This is a genomic window from Nonomuraea sp. CX421, from assembly GCF_059358955.1.
Genome location: NZ_JCADBK010000008.1, coordinates 186,608 through 205,602 on the forward strand (window position 1 = coordinate 186,608; position 18,995 = coordinate 205,602).

Annotated in this window: 12 protein-coding genes; 5 read left to right on the forward strand and 7 right to left on the reverse strand. The window is 73.7% G+C overall.

Annotated features, from left to right (window positions below; translation table 11 throughout):
• The first annotated feature begins 14 nt into the window (after positions 1-14).
• Both AC5L3X_RS17480 and AC5L3X_RS17485 read left to right on the forward strand, forming a co-directional pair.
• Complete coding sequence (locus AC5L3X_RS17480) at positions 15-2,738, forward strand: DEAD/DEAH box helicase (protein ID WP_189128408.1); 2,724 nt, start codon at positions 15-17, stop codon at positions 2,736-2,738.
• Positions 2,739-2,933: 195 nt separating this feature from the next.
• Positions 2,934-3,104 (forward strand): hypothetical protein, encoded by a 171-nt coding sequence (locus AC5L3X_RS17485; RefSeq protein ID WP_189128409.1) that lies wholly within the window; start codon positions 2,934-2,936, stop codon positions 3,102-3,104.
• A gap of 61 nt (positions 3,105-3,165) precedes the next feature.
• Here the strand turns inward: AC5L3X_RS17485 and AC5L3X_RS17490 are convergent, their stop codons facing one another.
• From AC5L3X_RS17490 to AC5L3X_RS17500, 3 genes are read right to left on the reverse strand one after another with little or no spacing between them, the layout of a single operon-like run.
• A complete protein-coding gene (locus AC5L3X_RS17490) occupies positions 3,166-4,590 on the reverse strand; it encodes an RNB domain-containing ribonuclease (protein ID WP_494858012.1) in 1,425 nt (474 codons plus the stop codon).
• A gap of 21 nt (positions 4,591-4,611) precedes the next feature.
• On the reverse strand, positions 4,612-5,505 hold the full coding sequence (locus tag AC5L3X_RS17495; protein WP_494858206.1) for a 5'-3' exonuclease: 894 nt from the start codon (positions 5,503-5,505) through the stop codon (positions 4,612-4,614).
• 47 nt (positions 5,506-5,552) lie between these two features.
• Complete coding sequence (locus AC5L3X_RS17500) at positions 5,553-6,725, reverse strand: PP2C family protein-serine/threonine phosphatase (RefSeq protein WP_494858014.1); 1,173 nt, start codon at positions 6,723-6,725, stop codon at positions 5,553-5,555.
• 221 nt (positions 6,726-6,946) lie between these two features.
• Here AC5L3X_RS17500 and AC5L3X_RS17505 point away from each other — a divergent pair, with 221 nt between their 5' ends.
• Together AC5L3X_RS17505 and AC5L3X_RS17510 are read left to right on the forward strand one after the other, a co-directional pair.
• Complete coding sequence (locus tag AC5L3X_RS17505) at positions 6,947-8,056, forward strand: M24 family metallopeptidase (RefSeq protein WP_494858016.1); 1,110 nt, start codon at positions 6,947-6,949, stop codon at positions 8,054-8,056.
• A 44-nt stretch (positions 8,057-8,100) separates the two neighbouring features.
• Positions 8,101-9,246: an acyl-CoA dehydrogenase family protein gene (locus AC5L3X_RS17510; protein WP_494858018.1), complete on the forward strand. Its 1,146-nt coding sequence runs from the start codon at positions 8,101-8,103 to the stop codon at positions 9,244-9,246.
• 9 nt (positions 9,247-9,255) lie between these two features.
• Here the strand turns inward: AC5L3X_RS17510 and AC5L3X_RS17515 are convergent, their stop codons facing one another.
• Positions 9,256-9,792, reverse strand: a complete 537-nt coding sequence (locus AC5L3X_RS17515; RefSeq protein ID WP_494858020.1) for an O-acetyl-ADP-ribose deacetylase — start codon at positions 9,790-9,792, stop codon at positions 9,256-9,258.
• On the reverse strand, positions 9,789-10,655 hold the full coding sequence (locus AC5L3X_RS17520) for a tetratricopeptide repeat protein (protein ID WP_494858022.1): 867 nt from the start codon (positions 10,653-10,655) through the stop codon (positions 9,789-9,791). Before AC5L3X_RS17520 ends, AC5L3X_RS17515 begins: the two co-directional genes overlap by 4 nt.
• Before the next feature lie 414 nt (positions 10,656-11,069).
• Between AC5L3X_RS17520 and fxsT the strand changes: the two genes are divergently transcribed.
• Positions 11,070-13,613, forward strand: coding sequence for an FxSxx-COOH system tetratricopeptide repeat protein (fxsT, locus tag AC5L3X_RS17525; protein ID WP_494858023.1), 2,544 nt, complete (start codon positions 11,070-11,072; stop codon positions 13,611-13,613).
• On the opposite strand, the gene AC5L3X_RS17530 is transcribed toward fxsT, so the two are convergent.
• Positions 13,605-14,564, reverse strand: a complete 960-nt coding sequence (locus tag AC5L3X_RS17530; protein WP_494858025.1) for an aKG-HExxH-type peptide beta-hydroxylase — start codon at positions 14,562-14,564, stop codon at positions 13,605-13,607. The two genes, fxsT and AC5L3X_RS17530, sit on opposite strands and share 9 nt — an antisense overlap.
• A 241-nt stretch (positions 14,565-14,805) precedes the next feature.
• Positions 14,806-18,990: an AAA family ATPase gene (locus tag AC5L3X_RS17535; RefSeq protein ID WP_494858027.1), complete on the reverse strand. Its 4,185-nt coding sequence runs from the start codon at positions 18,988-18,990 to the stop codon at positions 14,806-14,808.
• Positions 18,991-18,995: the final 5 nt, after the last annotated feature.

An 18,995-nucleotide genomic window follows, 5' to 3' on the forward strand; every position in this document is an offset into this window, starting at 1 on the left:
GGTAGGCTGGCGTCATGACAACGCCAGCGGAACGCTACGCGGCCTTCCGTGAAAAGTACGGTGACGACGGGCCCGCTCTCAGATCGTTCCGCGATCTGTACGAGTTCGAGCTCGACGACTTCCAGATCGACGCCTGCCGCGCCCTCGAAGCGGGCGACGGGGTCCTGGTGGCCGCCCCCACCGGCTCCGGCAAGACGGTCGTCGGAGAGTTCGCCGTCCACCTGGCCCTGGAGCAGGGGCGCAAGTGCTTCTACACCACCCCGATCAAGGCGCTGTCCAACCAGAAGTACAACGACCTGGTCAAACGCTACGGCACCGCCAAGGTGGGCCTGCTGACCGGCGACAACAGCGTCAACGGCGAGGCTCCGATCGTGGTCATGACCACCGAGGTGCTGCGCAACATGCTCTATGCCGGGTCGGCGACGCTGGCCGGGCTGGGGTTCGCCGTGATGGACGAGGTCCACTACCTGGCCGACCGGTTCCGTGGGGCGGTGTGGGAGGAGGTCATCATCCACCTGCCCGAGTCGGTCCGGCTGGCGGCGCTGTCGGCCACGGTCAGCAACGCCGAGGAGTTCGGCGAGTGGCTCGGCGAGGTGCGCGGTGACACCACGGTCATCGTCGACGAGCACCGGCCGGTGCCGCTGTGGCAGCACATGATGGTCGGCAACCTCATCTACGACCTGTTCATGCCCGACGACGAGACGCCCCGCATCAACCCCACCCTGATGCGGGTCACGCGGGACGCCGAGCGGCTCACCGCCGGCCGCGGCCGGCGCGGCAACGGCCGGCCGTCGCGCTCGCGCCCGCCGGACCGCACCCAGGTGATCGAGAAGCTCGACGCCGAGGGGCTGCTGCCCGCGATCACGTTCATCTTCTCCCGGGCCGGCTGCGACGCGGCCGTTCAGCAGTGCCTCAACGCCGGGATCCGGCTCACCACCGAGCGGGAGCGTCACGAGATCCGCCAGCTCGTCGACGAGCGGACCGCGCACCTGCCCGACGAGGACCTGGCGGTGCTCGGCTACCTGGAGTGGCGCGACGGCCTGGAGCGAGGGCTCGCCGCCCACCACGCGGGCATGCTGCCGGCGTTCAAGGAAGTGGTCGAGGAGCTGTTCACCCGCGGGCTGGTCAAGGCGGTGTTCGCCACCGAGACGCTGGCGCTCGGCATCAACATGCCCGCGCGCAGCGTCGTGATCGAGAAGCTCGACAAGTGGAACGGCGAGACCCACGCCGACCTCACACCGGGCGAATACACGCAGCTGACCGGCCGGGCCGGGCGGCGCGGCATCGACATCGAGGGTCACGCCGTGGTGCTCTGGCAGCTCGGCATGGACCCCCTGTCGGTGGCCGGGCTGGCCGGCACCCGCACCTACCCGCTGCGCTCCAGCTTCCAGCCGTCCTACAACATGGCCGTCAACCTGGTCGGCCAGTTCGGCCGCGAGCGCGCCCGCACCCTGCTGGAGGAGTCGTTCGCGCAGTTCCAGGCCGACCGGGCGGTCGTCGGGCTGGCCAAGCAGCTGCGCAAGCACGAGGAGGCGCTCGAGGGCTACCAGGAGGCGATGACCTGCCACCTGGGCGACTTCACCGAGTACGCCGGGCTGCGCCGCCGCCTGTCCGACCGCGAGGCGCAGCTGGCCAAGCAGCGTGGCGCCGCACGGCGGGCGGCGGCCGTACGGTCGCTGGAGGCGCTGCAGCCGGGCGACGTCATCCGGGTGCCCGGCGGGCGCCGAGCGGGGCTGGCGATCGTGCTCGACCCGGGCCGCAACCCGCGCGGCTACGGCCCCAGCCCGCTGGTGCTGACGATCGGCAAGCAGGTCAAGAAGCTCGACCCGGCCGACTTCCCGGTGCCCGTCGAGCCGATCGAGAAGCTGCGCATCCCGAAGAACTTCAACGGCCGCTCGCCCAAGGAGCGGGCCAACCTCGTCTCGACGCTGCTCGCCAAGCTCGGCGACCGTGATCTGGGCAAGCCGCCCAGGGCGCGCGACCACGCGGTCGAGGACGACGAGATCAACGAGCTGCGCCGCCGCATTCGCCAGCACCCCTGCCACGGCTGCGACGAGCGCGAGGACCACGCCCGCTGGGCAGAGCGCTATCACAAGCTGCTGCGCGAGACCGAGGGGCTGCGCCGGCGCGTCGAGGGCCGCTCCCACGTCATCTCCCGCACCTTCGACCGCATCTGCTCGGTGCTGGAGCAGCTCGGCTACCTGCGCGGCGAGACCGTCACCGAGGAGGGCCGCCGCCTTGGCCGCCTCTACACCGAGCTCGACCTGCTCACCGCCGAGTGCCTGCGCAGCGGGCTGTGGGAGGAGCTCGACCCGGCGGAGCTCGCGGCGTGCGTGTCGGCGCTGGTGTTCGAGTCGCGACAGGCCGACGACGCCCGCCGTCCCAAGATCCCGGCGGGGCGCACACAGGACGCGCTCACCTCGATGGTCCGGCTCTGGGGCGAGCTGGAGGGCATCGAGTCCGACCACGGCCTGGAGACCATCCGCGAGCCCGACCTGGGCTTCGCCTGGGCGGCGTTCCGGTGGACCAAGGGCCACAGCCTCGACGCGGTCCTCATGGACGGCGTCAACGGAAGCGAGCTGGCCGCGGGCGACTTCGTCCGGTGGATCAAGCAGCTGATGGACCTGCTCGGCCAGCTGGGCAACGCCGTGCCGGAGGGCAGCAAGATCAAGCAGACGGCGACCAAGGCCATGGACGCCATGCGCCGCGGGGTGGTGGCCTACTCCTCGCTCACCTGACGTCCGCAGGCGGCCGGGCGGCGTACTGACCGCCCGGTCAAGGTGATGTCATCGTGGGTCTACGCAACGTCACCGTTCGGGCGGTTTTCCGGCTGGGAGCGGCGGAAATCCCCATGTCGCAAGCTCGGCCCAGTCCTCTCGGATCCGCCGCGAAGCCCGCCCACGCGGCGTCCGGCCATCCCCCAGGAGGTTGCCATGTTCGCCCTCGTCGCCGCCCTGCTGTTCGTGCTCGCCCTCATCTTCGAGATCGCCGACGTCGCCGTGGGCGGCGTGCTCACCGTCACCACGCTCGCCCTCGCGGGCCTGGTCTGCGTCGCCCTCCATCTGATGGGCCTCGGAGCGGGATGGCGGCCGCTCCGTAAGTGACCGCCTCACCTGGCCGCGTCCGGACCCCGGGCGCGGCCTCGTCTCGCGCCGGGCAGGCGCGTCAGGCGGGGGTGAAGCGGACCTGGCGGGTGGCCGGGTCGGCCCGGGTGAGTCGTACGGTGATGTGCTCGCCGAGGGGGAGAGGGCCGTCACAGGGGGCGATCACGGCGGGGTCCGCGAGCTGGACCTGGCCGTCGCCGCGGCGCTCGTCCACATCGATCACCATGGCCTCGAACGCCTGGCCGACCCGGTCGCGTAACAGGAACGCCTCCACCAGATCGACACAGGCGCGCTCCACCGCCGAGGAGCGGCGAGCCGCGGCCGACATCAGGCCGGGCAGCTCGTCCAGGGCCCGGGCGACGTCGGAGGGGATCGGCTCGCCCGCCGCGATCGCCAGGCACACCTCGGTGGCGTAGCGGTCGACCAGGCGGCGCAGCGGGGCCGTCACGTGCGTGTAGGGCGCGGCCACGGCGGCGTGGTCGGCCAGCGGGGGCGGCTCGCCGTTGAAGGACACGTAGCCGGAGCCGCGCAGCAGCACCCTCGACTCGTGCAGGAACGCCGCCTGCCGTGCGTTGGCCGGGTCGAGGTCGTGCACCACCTGGCCGTAGCCGGCGCCGTCGGGCCACGGGACGTCCAGCGCGGCCGCCACCCGGCGCACCTTGTCCAGGTCGCGCGGCTGCGGCGCGGGCAGCACGCGCAGCACGCCGATCTCGGCGTCGAGCATCATGGAGGCCGCCGCCATGCCGGTGAGCAGGGAGAGCTGCGCGTTCCACGCCTCGGCGGGCAGCGGCAGCCGGTAGGTGAGCCGGTAGCCGCCGTCGGTGGTCACCACGTCCTGCTCGGGGGTGGGCAGCGTGACGCCGCCGCGCTCGCGCTCCAGCGCCAGCCGGAGCGCGCCGATCTCGGCCAGCAGGCCGAGGGTGCCGTCGGCGGTGCCGGTCTCGACGGCCGCCTGCACGTAGGCGTAGTCGAGCCGCTCCCGGCTGCGGATCAACGCCCGCCGGACGTCGGCGCCCACCGTGCGGCCGTCGGCGTCGAGATCGACGCACCACACCGCGGCCGGTCGGGTGACGCCGGGCAGCAGGCTGGCACCGCCCTCGGACAGCACCCGCGGGTGCAGCGGCACGCTGCCGGTGGGCAGGTAGACGGTGGCGCCCCGGGAGCGGGCCTCGGTGTCGATGACCCCGCCCGGCCGTACGAACGCGCCGACGTCGGCGATCGCGTACCAGACACGGTAGCCGCCGCGCAGCCGTTCGAGGTGGACGGCCTGGTCGAGGTCCATCGAGCCGGGCGGGTCGATGGTGACGAACGGCAGGTCGGTCAGGTCCTTGCCGTCGAGCCTGGGCACCTCGGCCACCCACTCGGCCTCGTCGAGCACCCGCGAGGGGAAGGCGTCGGGCAGCCCGGACTCGCGCCGGATGCGCGCGAACCCGTCCTCCAGCCTGGCGGGGACCTCGCCGGGGATCTGAACGCTCGTCTTCGACACGCGGTCAACCTACCGTGGCGGTTATCGGGGCAGCGCGTCGAGCAGGCGGTTGAGCGGGCTGTCCAGGCCGTAGCGGTCGGCGAGCCGGACGAGGGCCTCGGGGTCGCGGGGCTTGGCCGGGAGCGTCAGGTCGGCGTCGGGCAGGGGCGCGTCGGGGGCGACCCGTACGACGTCGGGCGCGACCCGGAGGTAGTCGCGGGCGGCGGCCAGGCGGGTGCGGCTGCCCGCCGGGAAGCCCTCCGTGACGCCCGCGTCGAGGGCGGACAGCAGCGCGTCGAGCGAGCCGAAGCGGGTGATGAGGGAGGCGGCCGTCTTCTCGCCCACGCCCGCGACCCCCGGCAGGCCGTCGCTGGGGTCGCCGCGCAGCGTGGCGAAGTCGGCGTAGGCGCGCCCGGGGATGCCGTACTTGGCCGTCACGAACGCCTCGTCCACCGTCTGCAGGTTGCGGATGCCGCGCACGGTGTAGAGGACCCGCACCGGACGCGAGTCGTCGACCAGCTGGAACAGGTCGCGGTCGCCCGTCACGATGTCGACCGCCCCGCCTGCCCGGTGGGTGAGGGTGCCGATCACGTCGTCGGCCTCGTAGCCGGGGGCCTCCAGCCGGGCGATGCCCACGGCGTCGAGGACCTCCTCGATGACCGGGATCTGGGGCACCAGCGTGTCGGGCACCTCCTCGGCGTCGCCGTGGGCGACCCGGTGCGCCTTGTACGTGGGGATGGCCGCGACGCGGAAGGCGGGCCGCCAGTCGGCGTCCATGGTGGCCGCCATCCCGGTGGGGGAGTGGGCGCGCACCAGGGTGGCGATCATGTCGATCAGCCCGCGCACCGCGTTGACCGGCATGCCGTCGGGCGCCGTGATCGAGTCGGGGATGCCGTAGAAGGCCCGGAAGTAGAGCGAGGGAGTGTCCAGAAGCATGAGCACGGGTCCATGGTCGCACTCCTGGCGGCCCCTCGCGGATCCTCCTACGGGCCGCCCGGTCCCAGGATGCCCACCGCGAGGAGGCAGGCGTCGTCCTCCGGGTTGGGGCCGCCGATGTCGTCGAGGACGCGGTCCAGGCCCGCGTCGAGGTCGCCGCCCCGCAGCTGCGAGGCGGCCTTCAGCACCAGGTCGAGACCTTCGTCGATGTCGCGGGTGCGCCGCTCCACCAGCCCGTCGGTGAACATCAGCAGCAGGTCGCCGCCGCGCAGCTCGGTCCGGGCCGGCTGGTACGGCTGGCCGCACGCGGCGCCCAGCAGCACGCCCTTCGGCTGGTCGAGCGGCCGGGCGGTGCCGTCGCGCACCAGGATGGGCGCCAGGTTGCCCGCCCTGGCCCAGCTGAAGACCCGCGCCGAGGTGTCGAGGTGGCCGATCACCGCGGTGGCCGTGGTCTCCTCCAGCCGATGGATGACCAGCTCGTTCAGCCAGGTGAGCAGCACTTCGGCGGGCTCGCCGGTCATCGTCAGCCCGATCAGGGCGTGCCGCAGCTGCGCCATGCGCGCGATCGCGGGCAGGCCGTGTCCCGAGACGTCCCCGATCGCGAGCAGCACCCGGCCGTCGGGCAGCGGCGCGGCCTCGAACCAGTCGCCGCCCAGGCTCGCCGTCTTCTCGGCCGGCACGTAGCGCACCGCGATCCTGGTCTCCGGCAGGTCGAGGCAGCCGACGGGCTCGGGCAGGATGGCCTCGCGCAGCGCCAGCATCACGTGGCGCTCCTCGGCCGCCTTCTCCCTGGCCTCCAGCAGCTGGCGGCGCGACTCCGACATGATCCGCTCGGCCCGGCGGCGGCCGGTGATGTCCTGGACGACGCCGTGCACGCGGGCCGGCCCGCCGGGCGACGCGAGCGGCTCCAGCACGACGCGCAGGTCGCGCAGCTCGCCGCCGCGCCGGATGCGGAACTCCGCCTGCGCCGGCCGTCCGTCCCGCAGCACCTCCGCCAGCAGCCGGGCCAGCGCCTTGCGGTCGGCCGGCTCCACGTGCGCGGTCAGGTCCGCGAGCCGGACCGGGCCGGCGTCGCGATGCCTGCCGAAGATCGTGAAGACCTGGTCGGACCAGGTCGCCTCACCGGTGCGCAGGTCCCACTCGGCCCAGCCCATGTTGCCCAGCCGCTGGGCGTGGGCGAGCCGTGCGGCCAGCAACTCGCAGTCGCCTGGGGCGCTCACGAAGCCTCACACTCGCATGCAGTGGAACGGGACATTCGGCTCACAGTACGTCATCGAAGAAGTGCGTACGGTGGGGATGGCTTGTGCTGTGGTGAGAGCTTTCCGGGATTTTAGGCGGCGGGATCCGAGCGGATTCGGCCGGGAACCGGACGGCCGGATGGCTCCCGCCCGCGCTACCCGGCAGGGCTTCAGGGCCGGGCGGTCCGAGTAGATTTGTCACTGTGACGTCTTCAGAGCTGTATCCCGTTTCCCGCCTGGCCGCCGTCCAGGAGGCCACCGCCAAGTCCGGCATCGACGCGCTGCTGCTCACCCCCGGGCCCGATCTGCGTTACGTGACCGGCTACGACGCCAAGCCGCTGGAGCGGCTGACGTGCCTGGTGGTGCCGGCCGCGGGCGAGCCGTACATGATGGTGCCGCGCCTGGAGCTGCCCGCCGCGCAGGCGTCGCCGGCCTCGCGGCTGGGGCTGGAGTTCGTCGCGTGGGACGAGACCGATGATCCCTACCGGATCGCGGCGGCGCGGCTGGGGCGGCCGGGCGTCGTGGGGCTGGCCGACCGGATGTGGGCGATGTCGTCGCTGCGCTTCCGTGACGTGCTGCCCGGCGCCGAGCAGGTGCTGGCCGGCGGCGTGCTGGGTGAGCTGCGGAAGCGCAAGTCCCCCGCCGAGGTGGCCGCGCTGCGCGAGGCGGGGGAGGCGATCGACGCGGTGCACCGGCAGGTGCCCGGCTTCCTGCGGGCCGGCCGTACCGAGCGGGAGGTGGCCCGCGACATCGTCGAGGCGATCCTGGCCGCGGGTCACGACACGGTCGACTTCGTGATCGTCGGCTCCGGCCCCAACGGCGCCAGCCCGCACCACGAGGTGTCCGACCGGGTGATCCAGGCGGGCGAGCCGGTCGTGGTCGACATCGGCGGTCAGCTGCACAACGGCTACTGCTCCGACTCCACCCGCACCTACTCCGTGGGCGAGCCGCCGGCCGACTTCGCCGCCTACTACGAGGTGCTGCGCCGGGCCCAGGACGCCGCCTGCGCCGCCGTACGGCCGGGCGTGCCGTGCGAGTCGATCGACGCGGCGGCCCGTGACCTCATCGCCGAGGCCGGTTTCGGCGACCACTTCATCCACCGCACCGGGCACGGCATCGGCATCGAGACGCACGAGGAGCCGTACATCGTCACGGGCAACGCCGAGCCGATGGAGCCGGGCTTCGCGTTCTCCGTCGAGCCGGGCATCTACCTGGCCGGCAGGCACGGCGCCCGGATCGAGGACATCGTGGTCTGCGGCGAGTCCGGAGGGGAGCGGCTCAACAACACGTCTCGTGAATTGGTGATCGTTTAGGCAGAATCGGGGGGACATGTACCTTTCCGAGGAGTTCTGTGCCGATGACTGTTGACCGGGCCCTGCCGACCGACGAGGCGCGCGATTTGATCGAGCTGACGCGTGATCTGGTCGCCAAGGAGGTCGCGCCCCGCGCGGCGGCCGACGAGGCGGCCGGGAGGTTCCCGCGCGAGGTGTTCGCCACGCTGGGCGCCTCCGGGCTGCTCGGCCTGCCCTACCCCGAGGAGCACGGCGGCGGGGCCCAGCCGCAGGAGGTCTATCTGCAGGTCGTGGAGGAGCTCGCGGCCGGCTGGCTGACCGTCGGGCTGGGCACCTCGGTGCACACGCTCTCCTGCTTCCCCGTGGCGGCGTACGGCGACGAGGAGCAGAAGGCCTCGCTGCTGCCCGCCATGCTCGGCGGCGACCTGCTGGGCGCCTACTGCCTGTCGGAGCCCCAGTCGGGCTCCGACGCCGCGGCGCTGACCACCAGGGCGGTGCCCGGCCCCGACGGCTACGCGGTCGACGGCGTCAAGGCGTGGATCACCCACGGCGGCGTCGCCGACTTCTACCTGCTGATGGCCCGCACCGGCGAGCCGGGCGCGCGCGGCATCTCCTGCCTGCACGTCCCCGCCGGGCTCGACGGCCTCTCCTACGGCGAGCCCGAGCACAAGATGGGCATGCGCTCCTCGCCGACCGCCCAGGTCCGCTTCGACGGTGTACGCCTGCCGCGCGAGGCCCTGGTCGGAGCCGAGGGCGAGGGCTTCCGCATCGCCATGGCGGCCCTCGACGGCGGCCGGCTCGGCATCGCGGCCTGCGCGGTCGGCGTGGCGCAGGCGGCCCTCGACGCGGCGCTGTCCTACGCCAGGCAGCGCCGCCAGTTCGGCAGCCGGATCGCCGACTTCCAGGGCGTCTCGTTCATGCTGGCCGACATGGCCACGCAGGTCGCCGCCGCCCGGGCGCTCTACCTCGACGCCGCCCGGCTGCGTGACGCGGGCCGTCCCTACGGAACGCGGGCGGCGATGGCCAAGTTGTTCGCCACCGACATGTGCATGAAGGTCACCACCGACGCGGTGCAGGTGTTCGGCGGCTACGGCTACGTCGAGGACTTCCCGGTGGAGCGCTACATGCGCGAGGCCAAGGTGCTGCAGATCGTCGAGGGCACCAACCAGATCCAGCGCGTGGTCATCGGCCGGGCCCTGACCCGGGACTGACCGCCCGCCTCAGCGGGGCTCGCCGCCGGTGCGGCCGGTCTCGCGCAGGGCCTGCTCGAAGGCGGCGAGGACGTCGGGTGTGAGCAGCGTGAACCGCGCCTCGGCCACCCGGGCAGGGGTGGCGCGGACGGTGCCGACCGCGATGCGGGCGGCGTCGAGGGCCGGCCAGCCGTAGATCCCGGCCGACACCGCCGGCAGGGCGACGGTGACGGCGCCCAGCTCGTCGGCGACCCGCAGCGCCTCGCGGTAGCAGGAGGCGAGCAGGTGCGAGCGGTCCTCGGCGCGGGAGTGGACCGGGCCCACGGTGTGGATGACCCACCGGGCGGGCAGGTCGCCCGCGGTCGTGGCCACCGCCTGGCCGACGGGCAGGCCCCCGCCGTAGCGTGAGGCGCGCAGCTCGCGGCACTCGGCGAGGATCGCCGGGCCGCCGCGCCGGTGGATGGCCCCGTCGACCCCGCCGCCTCCCAGCAGGCTGGAGTTGGCGGCGTTGACGACGGCGTCGACCTGCTGCTCGGTGATGTCGCCCGCGACGATCGTGATCCTCACGGTGACAGAGTCCGCCTCAGCCCGGCCAGGGCGCGGCGCGCCGTGGCCTGTTCGACGGGCGCCGTGTCGGTGAAGCGGATCTCCTCCAGGTCGCGCAGGGCCTGCTCGGTGTCGCCGGTCACCGCCCGGATGCGGGCCCTCCGCAGCCGGGTGCGGACCCGGTCGGGGGCCAGGGCGAGCGCATGAGCCAGCTCGGCCTCGGCGGCGTCGAGCTCGCCCCGCCCGGCGAGCGCCAGCGCGCGGGCCGATCGCACGTCGGCCTCGTCGCTCGGCGAGAGGCCGAGCGCCAGGGCACGGCCGAGGTCGGCCAGGGCGCCGTGGTGGTCGCCCAGGTCGGCGCGGATCTGCCCGCGCCCGGCGAGGGCGGACGCGGCGTCGCGGTTGATGTGCAGCGCCTGCTCAAAGGCGCTCGCCCCGTCGGCGGGCGAGCCGCTGAGCCACTGCGCGTAGCCGAGCACGGTGAGGGCCCGCACGTCGCCAGGGGCCCGCTGCACCGCCTGGCGGGACAGGTCGGTGGCGGCGCCGAAGTGGCCCGCGCCCAGCCGGGTCTGCGCCATCTCGGCCAGCACGTGGGCCGCCGCGCAGCCGTCCTCCAGCAGGGTGTAGGTCAGCAACGCGGTGCGGAAGGCCCGCTCGGCCGACTCCACGTCGCCGTCGGCCCGGGCGATGCGGCCGAGCAGCCGGTAGGCGCCGCCGAAGCGGCGCTGCAGCCCGCGGCGGCGGGACTTCTCGGCGATGCTGGTGGCGTGGAAGCGGGCGGTGGCGAGGTCTCCGGCCCGCAGGGCGGCCTCGGCGGCGGCCCAGACGGAGGCGAGCTCCTGAGCGGACGGTCCGGACAGCGGAGAGGCGTCCGCTCCGCTCATCGAGGCCTCCTCATCCGTGGCCGGATAAGTCGAGACTCGCTGATCACCGGCCTCCTCGTCAATCAGCCACCAGCGGAAATGTGGTGCGCGGCCGGTGAGCCGTTGATCCTGCGGGGGCACCTTACCAAAGGTGTGCCCGGCTGTGCGGGTGAAACGAATGTCCAATTCGCCCCATAATGACGATTTAGCTGTTATGTGGCGAATTGAATTGGGAGAAAAGGTGTAAAGGGAGCAGTCGGTGGATCGCCGATTCGGTGTGGCCGATATCGTGCCATCGGCCGGCACCGGAATGACCGAGGCGCGCGGCCACGCCATTGACGCGGGGTTACTATGAACCCCGTAAAGCGTCTCAGGCGCTCGAAATCCGGCGAGGTAATCGTGACCCAGCATCATGCCGCAGCACCGGTTTCGCCCGTGGAGCCCATCTGGGGACGCGAGATCCCGTTCCGCAACCCGCACTTCACCGGACGTGACCGCGAGCTCGACATGCTGCGCGCGAGTCTCGGCGCCACCTCGCAGGCCGTCCTCGGCCATCCGTTGCAGCCCCTCTACGGCATGGGCGGAGTCGGCAAGACGGAGATCGCCGCCGAATACTGCCACCGCCACGCCGCCGACTACGACCTGGTGTGGTGGGTCAGGTCGGAGCAGGAGGACACCGTCCGCAACGCGCTCATCGCGCTCGGCCGGCGGATGGGCCTGGCGGAGTTCTCCGACACCGAGCGCGACTACTCCTCCCAGATCGTGCTCGACGCGCTGCGCACCGGGAAGAAGTACTCCCGCTGGCTGCTGGTCTTCGACAACGTGACCGACCCCGACATGATCCGCTCCTACATCCCGCGCGGCGCCGGGCACGTCATCATCACCTCCCGCATCGCGCAGTGGCGCCGCGAGCTCAACTCCGAGGGCATCGAGGTGGGCGCGTTCAAGGCGGAGGAGAGCATCGACTTCCTGCGCCGGCGGATCCCCGGCCTCGGGCCGGGCGGCACCCGGGAGGCCGACGCGGAGCGGGTGGCCGAGGCGGCGCGGCTAGCCGACGCGCTCGGCCACCTGCCGCTGGCCAGCGAGCACGCCGCCGCCTACCTCATCGAGACCCGCATGGCGGTGGGCGACTATCTCGCCCTCTACCGGCGCAACGCCCACGAGATGCTCGGCCAGCCCGTCGACATCTACTACCCCGAGCCGGTCGCCACCACCTGGAGCGTGTCGCACGGCACGATCTCCGACGAGGCGCGCAGCCTGTTCAAGCTGCTCTGCTTCTTCTCGCCGGAGCCGATCTCCGAGGAGCTGATCGTACGGCCCACGCTCACGGCCGGCGGGAGCCTGCCGGAGGAGCTCGGGCGGGTGCTGGGCGACCAGGCGACGTTCCGGCGGGCGGTGCGCGAGCTGGCCCGGTTCTCGTTGCTGAAGATCTTCGGGGTGCGCAACGTCGTCCAGGTGCACCGGGTCGTGCAGGACGTCACCCGGGGCAAGATGCAGCGCGAGGAGCCCGAGCAGGTCGCCGAATACCGGCGGATCGCGCACGAGCTCCTGGCCGCCTCCGACCCCGGCGTGCCCGACAAGGAGGCCAACGACCCGCAGTACGAGCTGTCCAAGCAGCACCTCATCCCGTCCGGCGGCCACGAGTCGGCCAACCCCAGGGTCCGGGCGCTGATCATCAACCAGGTGCGCCGGATGCGCCTGCGCGGCGGCAACCGCGAGGGCCTCAACCTCGGCCAGCTGGTGTTCGACAGCTGGCGGGAGCGGTTCGGTCCCGACGACCTGCAGACGCTGATGCTGGCGCTGGAGGTGTCGATCTGCCTGTTCCAGCTGGGCGAGGTCGAGCGGGCCGGCCAGCTCACCATCGACACCCAGACCCGGCTCGCGCGCACCCACGGCCGCGACAACGAGGCCTACCTCAAGACCGCGGGCACCTACTCACGCCTGCAGCGCCACCAGGGCAACTACGCCGAGGCCTACAAACAGGACATGGAGCTGCTCCCGCTGTACGAAGGGGTGTTCCGGTCCGAGCACCTGCAGACCCTCAACCTGCTCAACAACATCGCGCTCGACCTGCGCTGCCTGGGCCGCTACGAGGAGGCGCTGTCCTACGACCGGCGCGCCCACGACGAGCGGCGCCGCATGTTCGGCGACGCCGCCGACTACACCCTCAGCTCCAAGTTCGCCATCGCCCGCGACCTGCGCAACCTCGGCCGGGTCGAGGAGTCGCTCGACCTGATCCGCGAGGTCTGCCGGCTGGCCGAACGCAAGAACCACCCCTGGCACGCGGTCAGGCTGCAGTGGGAGACCGAGCTGTCGGCGGCGCTGCGCTGGGTCGGCCTCTACGAGGAGGCCAGGCAGCTCGGCGAGGAGAATTTCGAGCGCCACGCGCGCATCCTCGGCCCGGCCCACCGCCAGACCCTCAACTGCGCGGTCACCCTCGTCTTCAGCCGCACACTCGACCGTGACCTGGTGGCGGCGGCCCGGCTGGGCGAGGAGACGCTGCTGGCCTGGGAGAAGGTCACCGGCGACCGCACCCACCCCAACACCCAGGCGGCGGCCGTCAACCTGGCCGTCGTCCAGCGGCTCCTCGGCAACCCGCTCGGCGCCAGCCGGATCGACCAGGAGGCGCTTGACCACCACACCAGCCGGCTCGGCGCCGAGCATCCCGGCACCGCCACGGTGATGACCAACCTGGCCAGCGACCTGGCCGCGCTCGGCAACGTGCAGCGGGCCCGCGAGCTGGGCGAGACCGCCCTGAAGATCTTCAGCGAGACGCTCGGCGAGAGTCACCCGCGCGCGCTGGCCGCCGCGAGCAACCTGGTGCTCGACCGGCGCGCCTCGGGCGAGACCGACAAGGCGCAGGCGCTGTGCGAGCAGACCCTGGCGCGTTACGCCGAGGTGCTGCCCGACCACCCGCACGCGCTGCTCACCCAGCAGGGCGGCCGGATCGACCTCGACATCGAGCCCATGTCACAGTGAGCGCCGCATCTCGGCCACGAAGCGCTCGCCCTCCGCGGTCAGCGCTCCCGACCCGGCGAGCTCGCCGATCGCCTTGCGGGTCGGCTCCTCCCAGGCGCGGATCCCGGCCAGGGCCCGGTCGTGGTGCGGGGTGTCCAGCAGCAGCCGCCAGAAGGCGATGAGCCCGGCGTAGGCGTAGCAGCCCTGCAGCAGGTTCTCGGCCGGGCGGGGGTCGTCGCGCCACGGCGCCCGGCCGGTCCAGCCGGTGTCCGGCCGCACCAGCGGCACATGGTTGGTGACCGCGCCGAGCAGCACGTGCCTGAACTCGTGCAGCAGGGTCTCGGCGCACTCCACGTCGTCGGCGGGCATCGACATCGCGATCGCGCCGAACGCCCAGCCGGAGGTGGAGCTGCGCAGGACGCCCGGCACGGCGGGCAACAGGGGGACGAGCACGCGCAGGGTCTCGGCCATCGCCGCCGCCGTGCCGGGCAGGTGACCGCCGAGCAGCCGCCAGCCCGCGTCGAGCACGTCTCGCCAGGCGGGCAGGAGGGGGGCGGGGTCGCGTTCGCCGTACAGGTCGAGGTAGGGGTCGTCGTTGACCAGACAGAGCCGCAGGACGAGACCGTGGCTGGCGATCCGCAGGTCGGGCGGGCGGGGTGGGCCGGCCACCGCCGCGGCCACCTCGGCGAGATAGCGGGTGTCGGGCCGGGCTGTCGCGCGGAGGCTGCGCGCCGCCCAGACGCCGACCTGCGGCGCCGCCAGCAGTTCGCGCACCCGGCACGGATCCTCGTGCTCGGCCTTGGCCAGCTGACGGTGCGCCGCGGCGAATTCCGGAGCCGGGTCCCCGGACAGGAGCCGGCGCCGCAGCGCCTCGATCAGGATGAGATGACGGCGTGATTCGGCCAGCCGCCAAGGGGCCACCGCGGCGGGCTGGATACGGCCCGCCGCGAGGTCAGCCAGTGGGAGTTTCATCGCCGGGACATCCGCTTCTCCCGCTCGGTTGGTCCCATACTCGAGAAGCTTCGCTCCGCATGTTTCCTATGGTGCCGGCCAGAGCCGCGAACGATTCGTCAGTGAGTTGGGCCAGTTGGTCCAGGGTGAGTGGGTCGATACTCAGTTCCGGACCTCCCATTCGGGCCTCCTTCATGGGGATCATCGCGATGATACGTCATAAAGCATTCATTTCTCTTTACCGAATTACCCGGATAGGTGGTCAAAATCGGTAATGGAGTACGACGAGTTCGGCGCGCATGGCGACGGCGACGTTGCCGTCCGGGGTGACGATCACCCGCTGCGCCGCCTCGGGCAGCGCGTAGCAGCCGGTGCGCCGCCAGGTCCGCAGATCCCAGAACGCCAGCGTGGCGTCCTCGGAGCCGGTGATCGCCACCGGCCGGCCGCCGAACGCGGCGCACGCCAGGCCGGTGGCGGCCGACTCGTGCCGTTCGGCGGCCCGGTACAGCGGGGCGGCGTTGCGCAGGTCCCAGCCGCGGACCGACCCGTCGTCGGCGACGGTGACCACGAGATGCCGGTCGTCCACCCGCACGCCCCGCGCCGCGCGCACCCCGCCGGCCCCGCTCAGCCGGTGCGGCACCGGGTTGCCGCTGGCCAGGTCGACGACCCAGGCCGTGCCCGACTCGTCCACCACGATCAGGCAGGTCCGGTTGCCCATCGTGTGGACGTCGAGATCCCGGATGGGCGCCCGGCCGATCTCGTGCGTGGACAGGCGGAGCCCGGTCGCCACGCTGACGATCCGCACGACGCCGCGCGTGCGCGACCCGCAGGCCAGGACACCGGTCTCGCCGAGCCGGCCGGAGGCCAGGATCTCCGGGCCTCCGGCCGGCTCGGGGGCCGGCTCGGCGGTCGGCTCGGTGCGCTGGAAGCCGGTCCGTCCGGCCCCGGTCCACAGCGTCAGGGGGCCCGGGGGAGCGTACGAGATCACGTGCCGGCCGTCCGCCGCCGAGGCCAGCCCGGACCGGGGGCGCACGGCGTGCCGGCCGAGCGGCATCCCGGTCGCGGAGGCGTACAGGTGCAGCACGCCGCCGGTGAGCGCGGCGAGCACGCCTTCGCCGGTCGCCAGCCCCGTGATGGGCGCCCAGCCGCGGTCCGGCGACGCGGACGCCACGTCGGCGTTCCACAGGCGGACCCGCCCGTCGCGGCCGGCGCTGACGATCACCGGCCGGGCCGCGATCCGGGTGCGGGCCAGCGCGGTCACCGGGCCCGCGTGCGCGGCCACGTTCCAGGCCGGCCGGCCCAGCCCCAGGTCCACCGAGTGGAGCGCGCCCGTGTCGTCGCCCGCGAAGTCGGCCTCGGGGCCGGGCGCGGGCAGCGCGGCGCAGGCGCCGGGCCCCGGCAGCGCCCGCTGGTCGCCGTCGACCAGGTTCCACGCCCACAGGCGGCCGTCGCGCGTCCGCAGCACCGCGTGCGCCGCACCGGCCGCGCCGACACAGGTGACCTCCGCGAACGGCGCGCCGGCCACCCGCAGGATGCCCAGTGACCGCCCCGTCTCCAGCGACCAGAGCCGGGCCGTGCCCTCGCTGTCCGTCGTGACGGCGACCGGGCCGTTGACCGTGGCGCAGGCCACCGAGCCCCGGGGGCCGAGAGCGCCGGTCAGCGGCGGGCCGGCCTCCGGCGCCCCGACCCGGCGGTGGTCGTCCGCTCCCGCGCTCACCTCGCCGATCTCCGCGCCCGGCGTCCAGAGCCGGCAGTGGCCGTCCGTCCCCACGCTCACCACGGCGCTCACCACCCGGCTCACCGCAGCGCTTACCACCGGGCTCACGTCGCCGATCTCGGCGACGGCCAGCGCGGAGATCCGCCCGGCGTGGCGGGGCGCGGACGCCTTGATCCGCTCGCCGGTCGCCGGTTCCCAGACCCGGATCGCGCCGTCGCCGTGCCCGGTCACCAGGGTCGTGCGGCCCGCCCACGGGACGGCCCGCACGACGGTCACCTCGTCGCCGAAGCCGTCCGGCGGGCCCGTCGGGTGGCCGGTCTCCAGATCCCACAGCCGGACCGGCCCCTCGTCGCAGCTGATCGCCAGGACGGGGCGGCCGTCCAGCACGAAGGTGTCGAGGGTGTGCCGGGTGCCCCCGGCCGCGATGGTCATCCGCAGCGCCGGGCTCACCGCGATGCCGGTGGCCCAGGCCGGCGCCCAGCCGCTGCCCCGGGTCAGCTCGGCCGCCATCGCGTGCTCGCCGAACCGGGCGGCGTCCACGGCCAGGATCTGACGCCGGACACCCGGCCCGGCCACCGCGTGGCGGGCCGCCGAGGCGCGGTAGACGTGCGCGCCGACCGGCGGGTCCGGCAGCGCCGCCAGCACCGGCAGCGTCGTCACCGGGTCGGTGTGCACCAGGAACTCCGGCCGGGCCAGCAGCTCGGCGATCCGCGAGGCGCCGTCGGCGTGGTGGACGGCGTGCCGCCGCACGTACGCCGGGGCCGCCGCCCAGTCCATCTCCGGCCCGGCCGGCGCGAGCAGATCCAGGATCTCCGCGTCGCGGCCCGAGGCCCGCAGGTGATCGATGAGACCCTGGTGGAACAGCCGGTACAGGACGGTCGTGCCGTCCTCCTCGACGCTCTGCCGCAGGTAGAAGCGCGCGGCCGACAGGGCGGCCCGTACCTCCGCCTCGGCCATGGCCGGGCCGGACAGCGGGCCCAGGGCGCGTACGACCTCCACCGGCATGCCGTCGCCCCGGGCGTGGGCCACGGCGGTGAGGACGGCGCCCACCTCCGGCCGGTCGGTCAGGTCGAGGTCCATCACCTCGGGCAGGGTGCGCGGCGTGCCGAGGCCGAGCGACCGGGCCACGACCGCGTCCGCGACCGGCACCCGCCGCGCCGCGAACCGGTGCGTGCACAGCCCCGCGACCAGGAACTCGCCCCACCGGTCGGCGTCCTTCGGCGGGTCGGCCGCCAGGGTCTCGGCGACGGCCCGTGCGTAGGCGCGGCGCGCGGGCACGTACCGGACCGAGTTGTACGGCTCCGTCAGCTCCAGGACCGCCTCGACGTACTGGCGGATGTTCCGCTGGACCTCGGCCCGGTCCTCGTCGTCGAGGTCCACGAGCCCGCCCGCGTCCTCGGCCGCCCGTCGCAGCGCCGCGAACTCCGGCCACGGCCGCATTCCCGCCAGCAGCCGGCACCGCCCCCGCCGCACCAGGTCCAGCAGGTCGGCGGCGAGCTCGGCCGGGCGGCTCGCCTCGTCCAGCGCGTCCACCAGGAGGGTGGGCCGGTCCTCCAGCGCCTCGCCGAACGACTCGCGGGTCCAGGGGGTCCGCGGCGTGGGCAGCCGGAGCTGGGCCGCGAGGGCGGCGAGGATCTCACCGGTGCCCAGCTGCCGGGCGTGCGCGATGGCCAGCCGGGCGTTCTCCGCCGGACGGTGGGCGGCCCGCGTCCAGATCCGCTCCGTACGGCGGCGCAGCTCCGGATGCGCGGCGCAGGCCAGCACGCCGAGCAGCGCCGACTTGCCGGTGCCGGGGCTGCCGGTCACCACGCGCAGCGGCCCGTCGCCCGCCCCGTCGAGCCACGCCGCCAGCGCGGCCAGCTCCTCGGCCCGGCCGGTGAAGCAGCCCGCCTGCGCCGACCGGTCGTGGCCGGCGGCCCGCCGCTCGTAGTGTCTGGGGTCGATGGCCGCGACCTCGGCGAGGAACCCGCCGAACGCGCGGTCGGCCGCCTGCTCGGTCGCCGCGGCCCGGTCGGGGTCGTAGTCGGGGTTGCGGAAGAACGGCGGCACATCGGCGGCCGACCTGAACTCCACCAGGCTGGACATCATCTCCTGCGGGGCGGCGTCCAGCTCCGTGATCAGCCGGTCGAGCTGGTCCCGGATGTCGGCGTGCAGGGTGGACAGCGAGATGTACTCGTTGGCGGGCGGGATGTGCCGCAGCCCGCGGCTCATCTCGTCCAGGACGCTCGCGGCGGCCCGGGTGAACAGGCCGTCGAACGCGGCGTTGCGGGGGGCGCAGGCGGCGAGCACGGTCGTGCGGGCCGGCGTCTCCAGGGTCAGCTGGTGCGGGGACCGGGCGGCCGTCCCGGCGTGGCACACGTCGACCAGGAACAGCACCCGGGGCCCGTCCGCCGGGTTCTCCGCCTCCTTGACCCAGTCCACCACCCGCGTTTGGCGGGGCGCCGCGCCGTCGGGACCCACCACGTGCAGGTCGCCCGTCCGGGTCAGCTCCCCGTGACCGACGATCGCCACGACCAGCAGGTCGTCCGGCCCGCAGGCCTCGATCTCCGCGAAGACCGCCTCACCCAGCTCAGCCGCCGTGGCGGGGGCCGGGGTCGCGCAGTCGAAGCCGAAGCGCCGCAGCACGCCGGCCATCCGGGCCGCGAGCGTGCCGGCGAACTCCAGCGGCTCCCGGCCCCGCGCCTCCGGGACGCTCAGGCACAGCGCGCGGCGCCGGATGGTCTGAGGCACCGTGC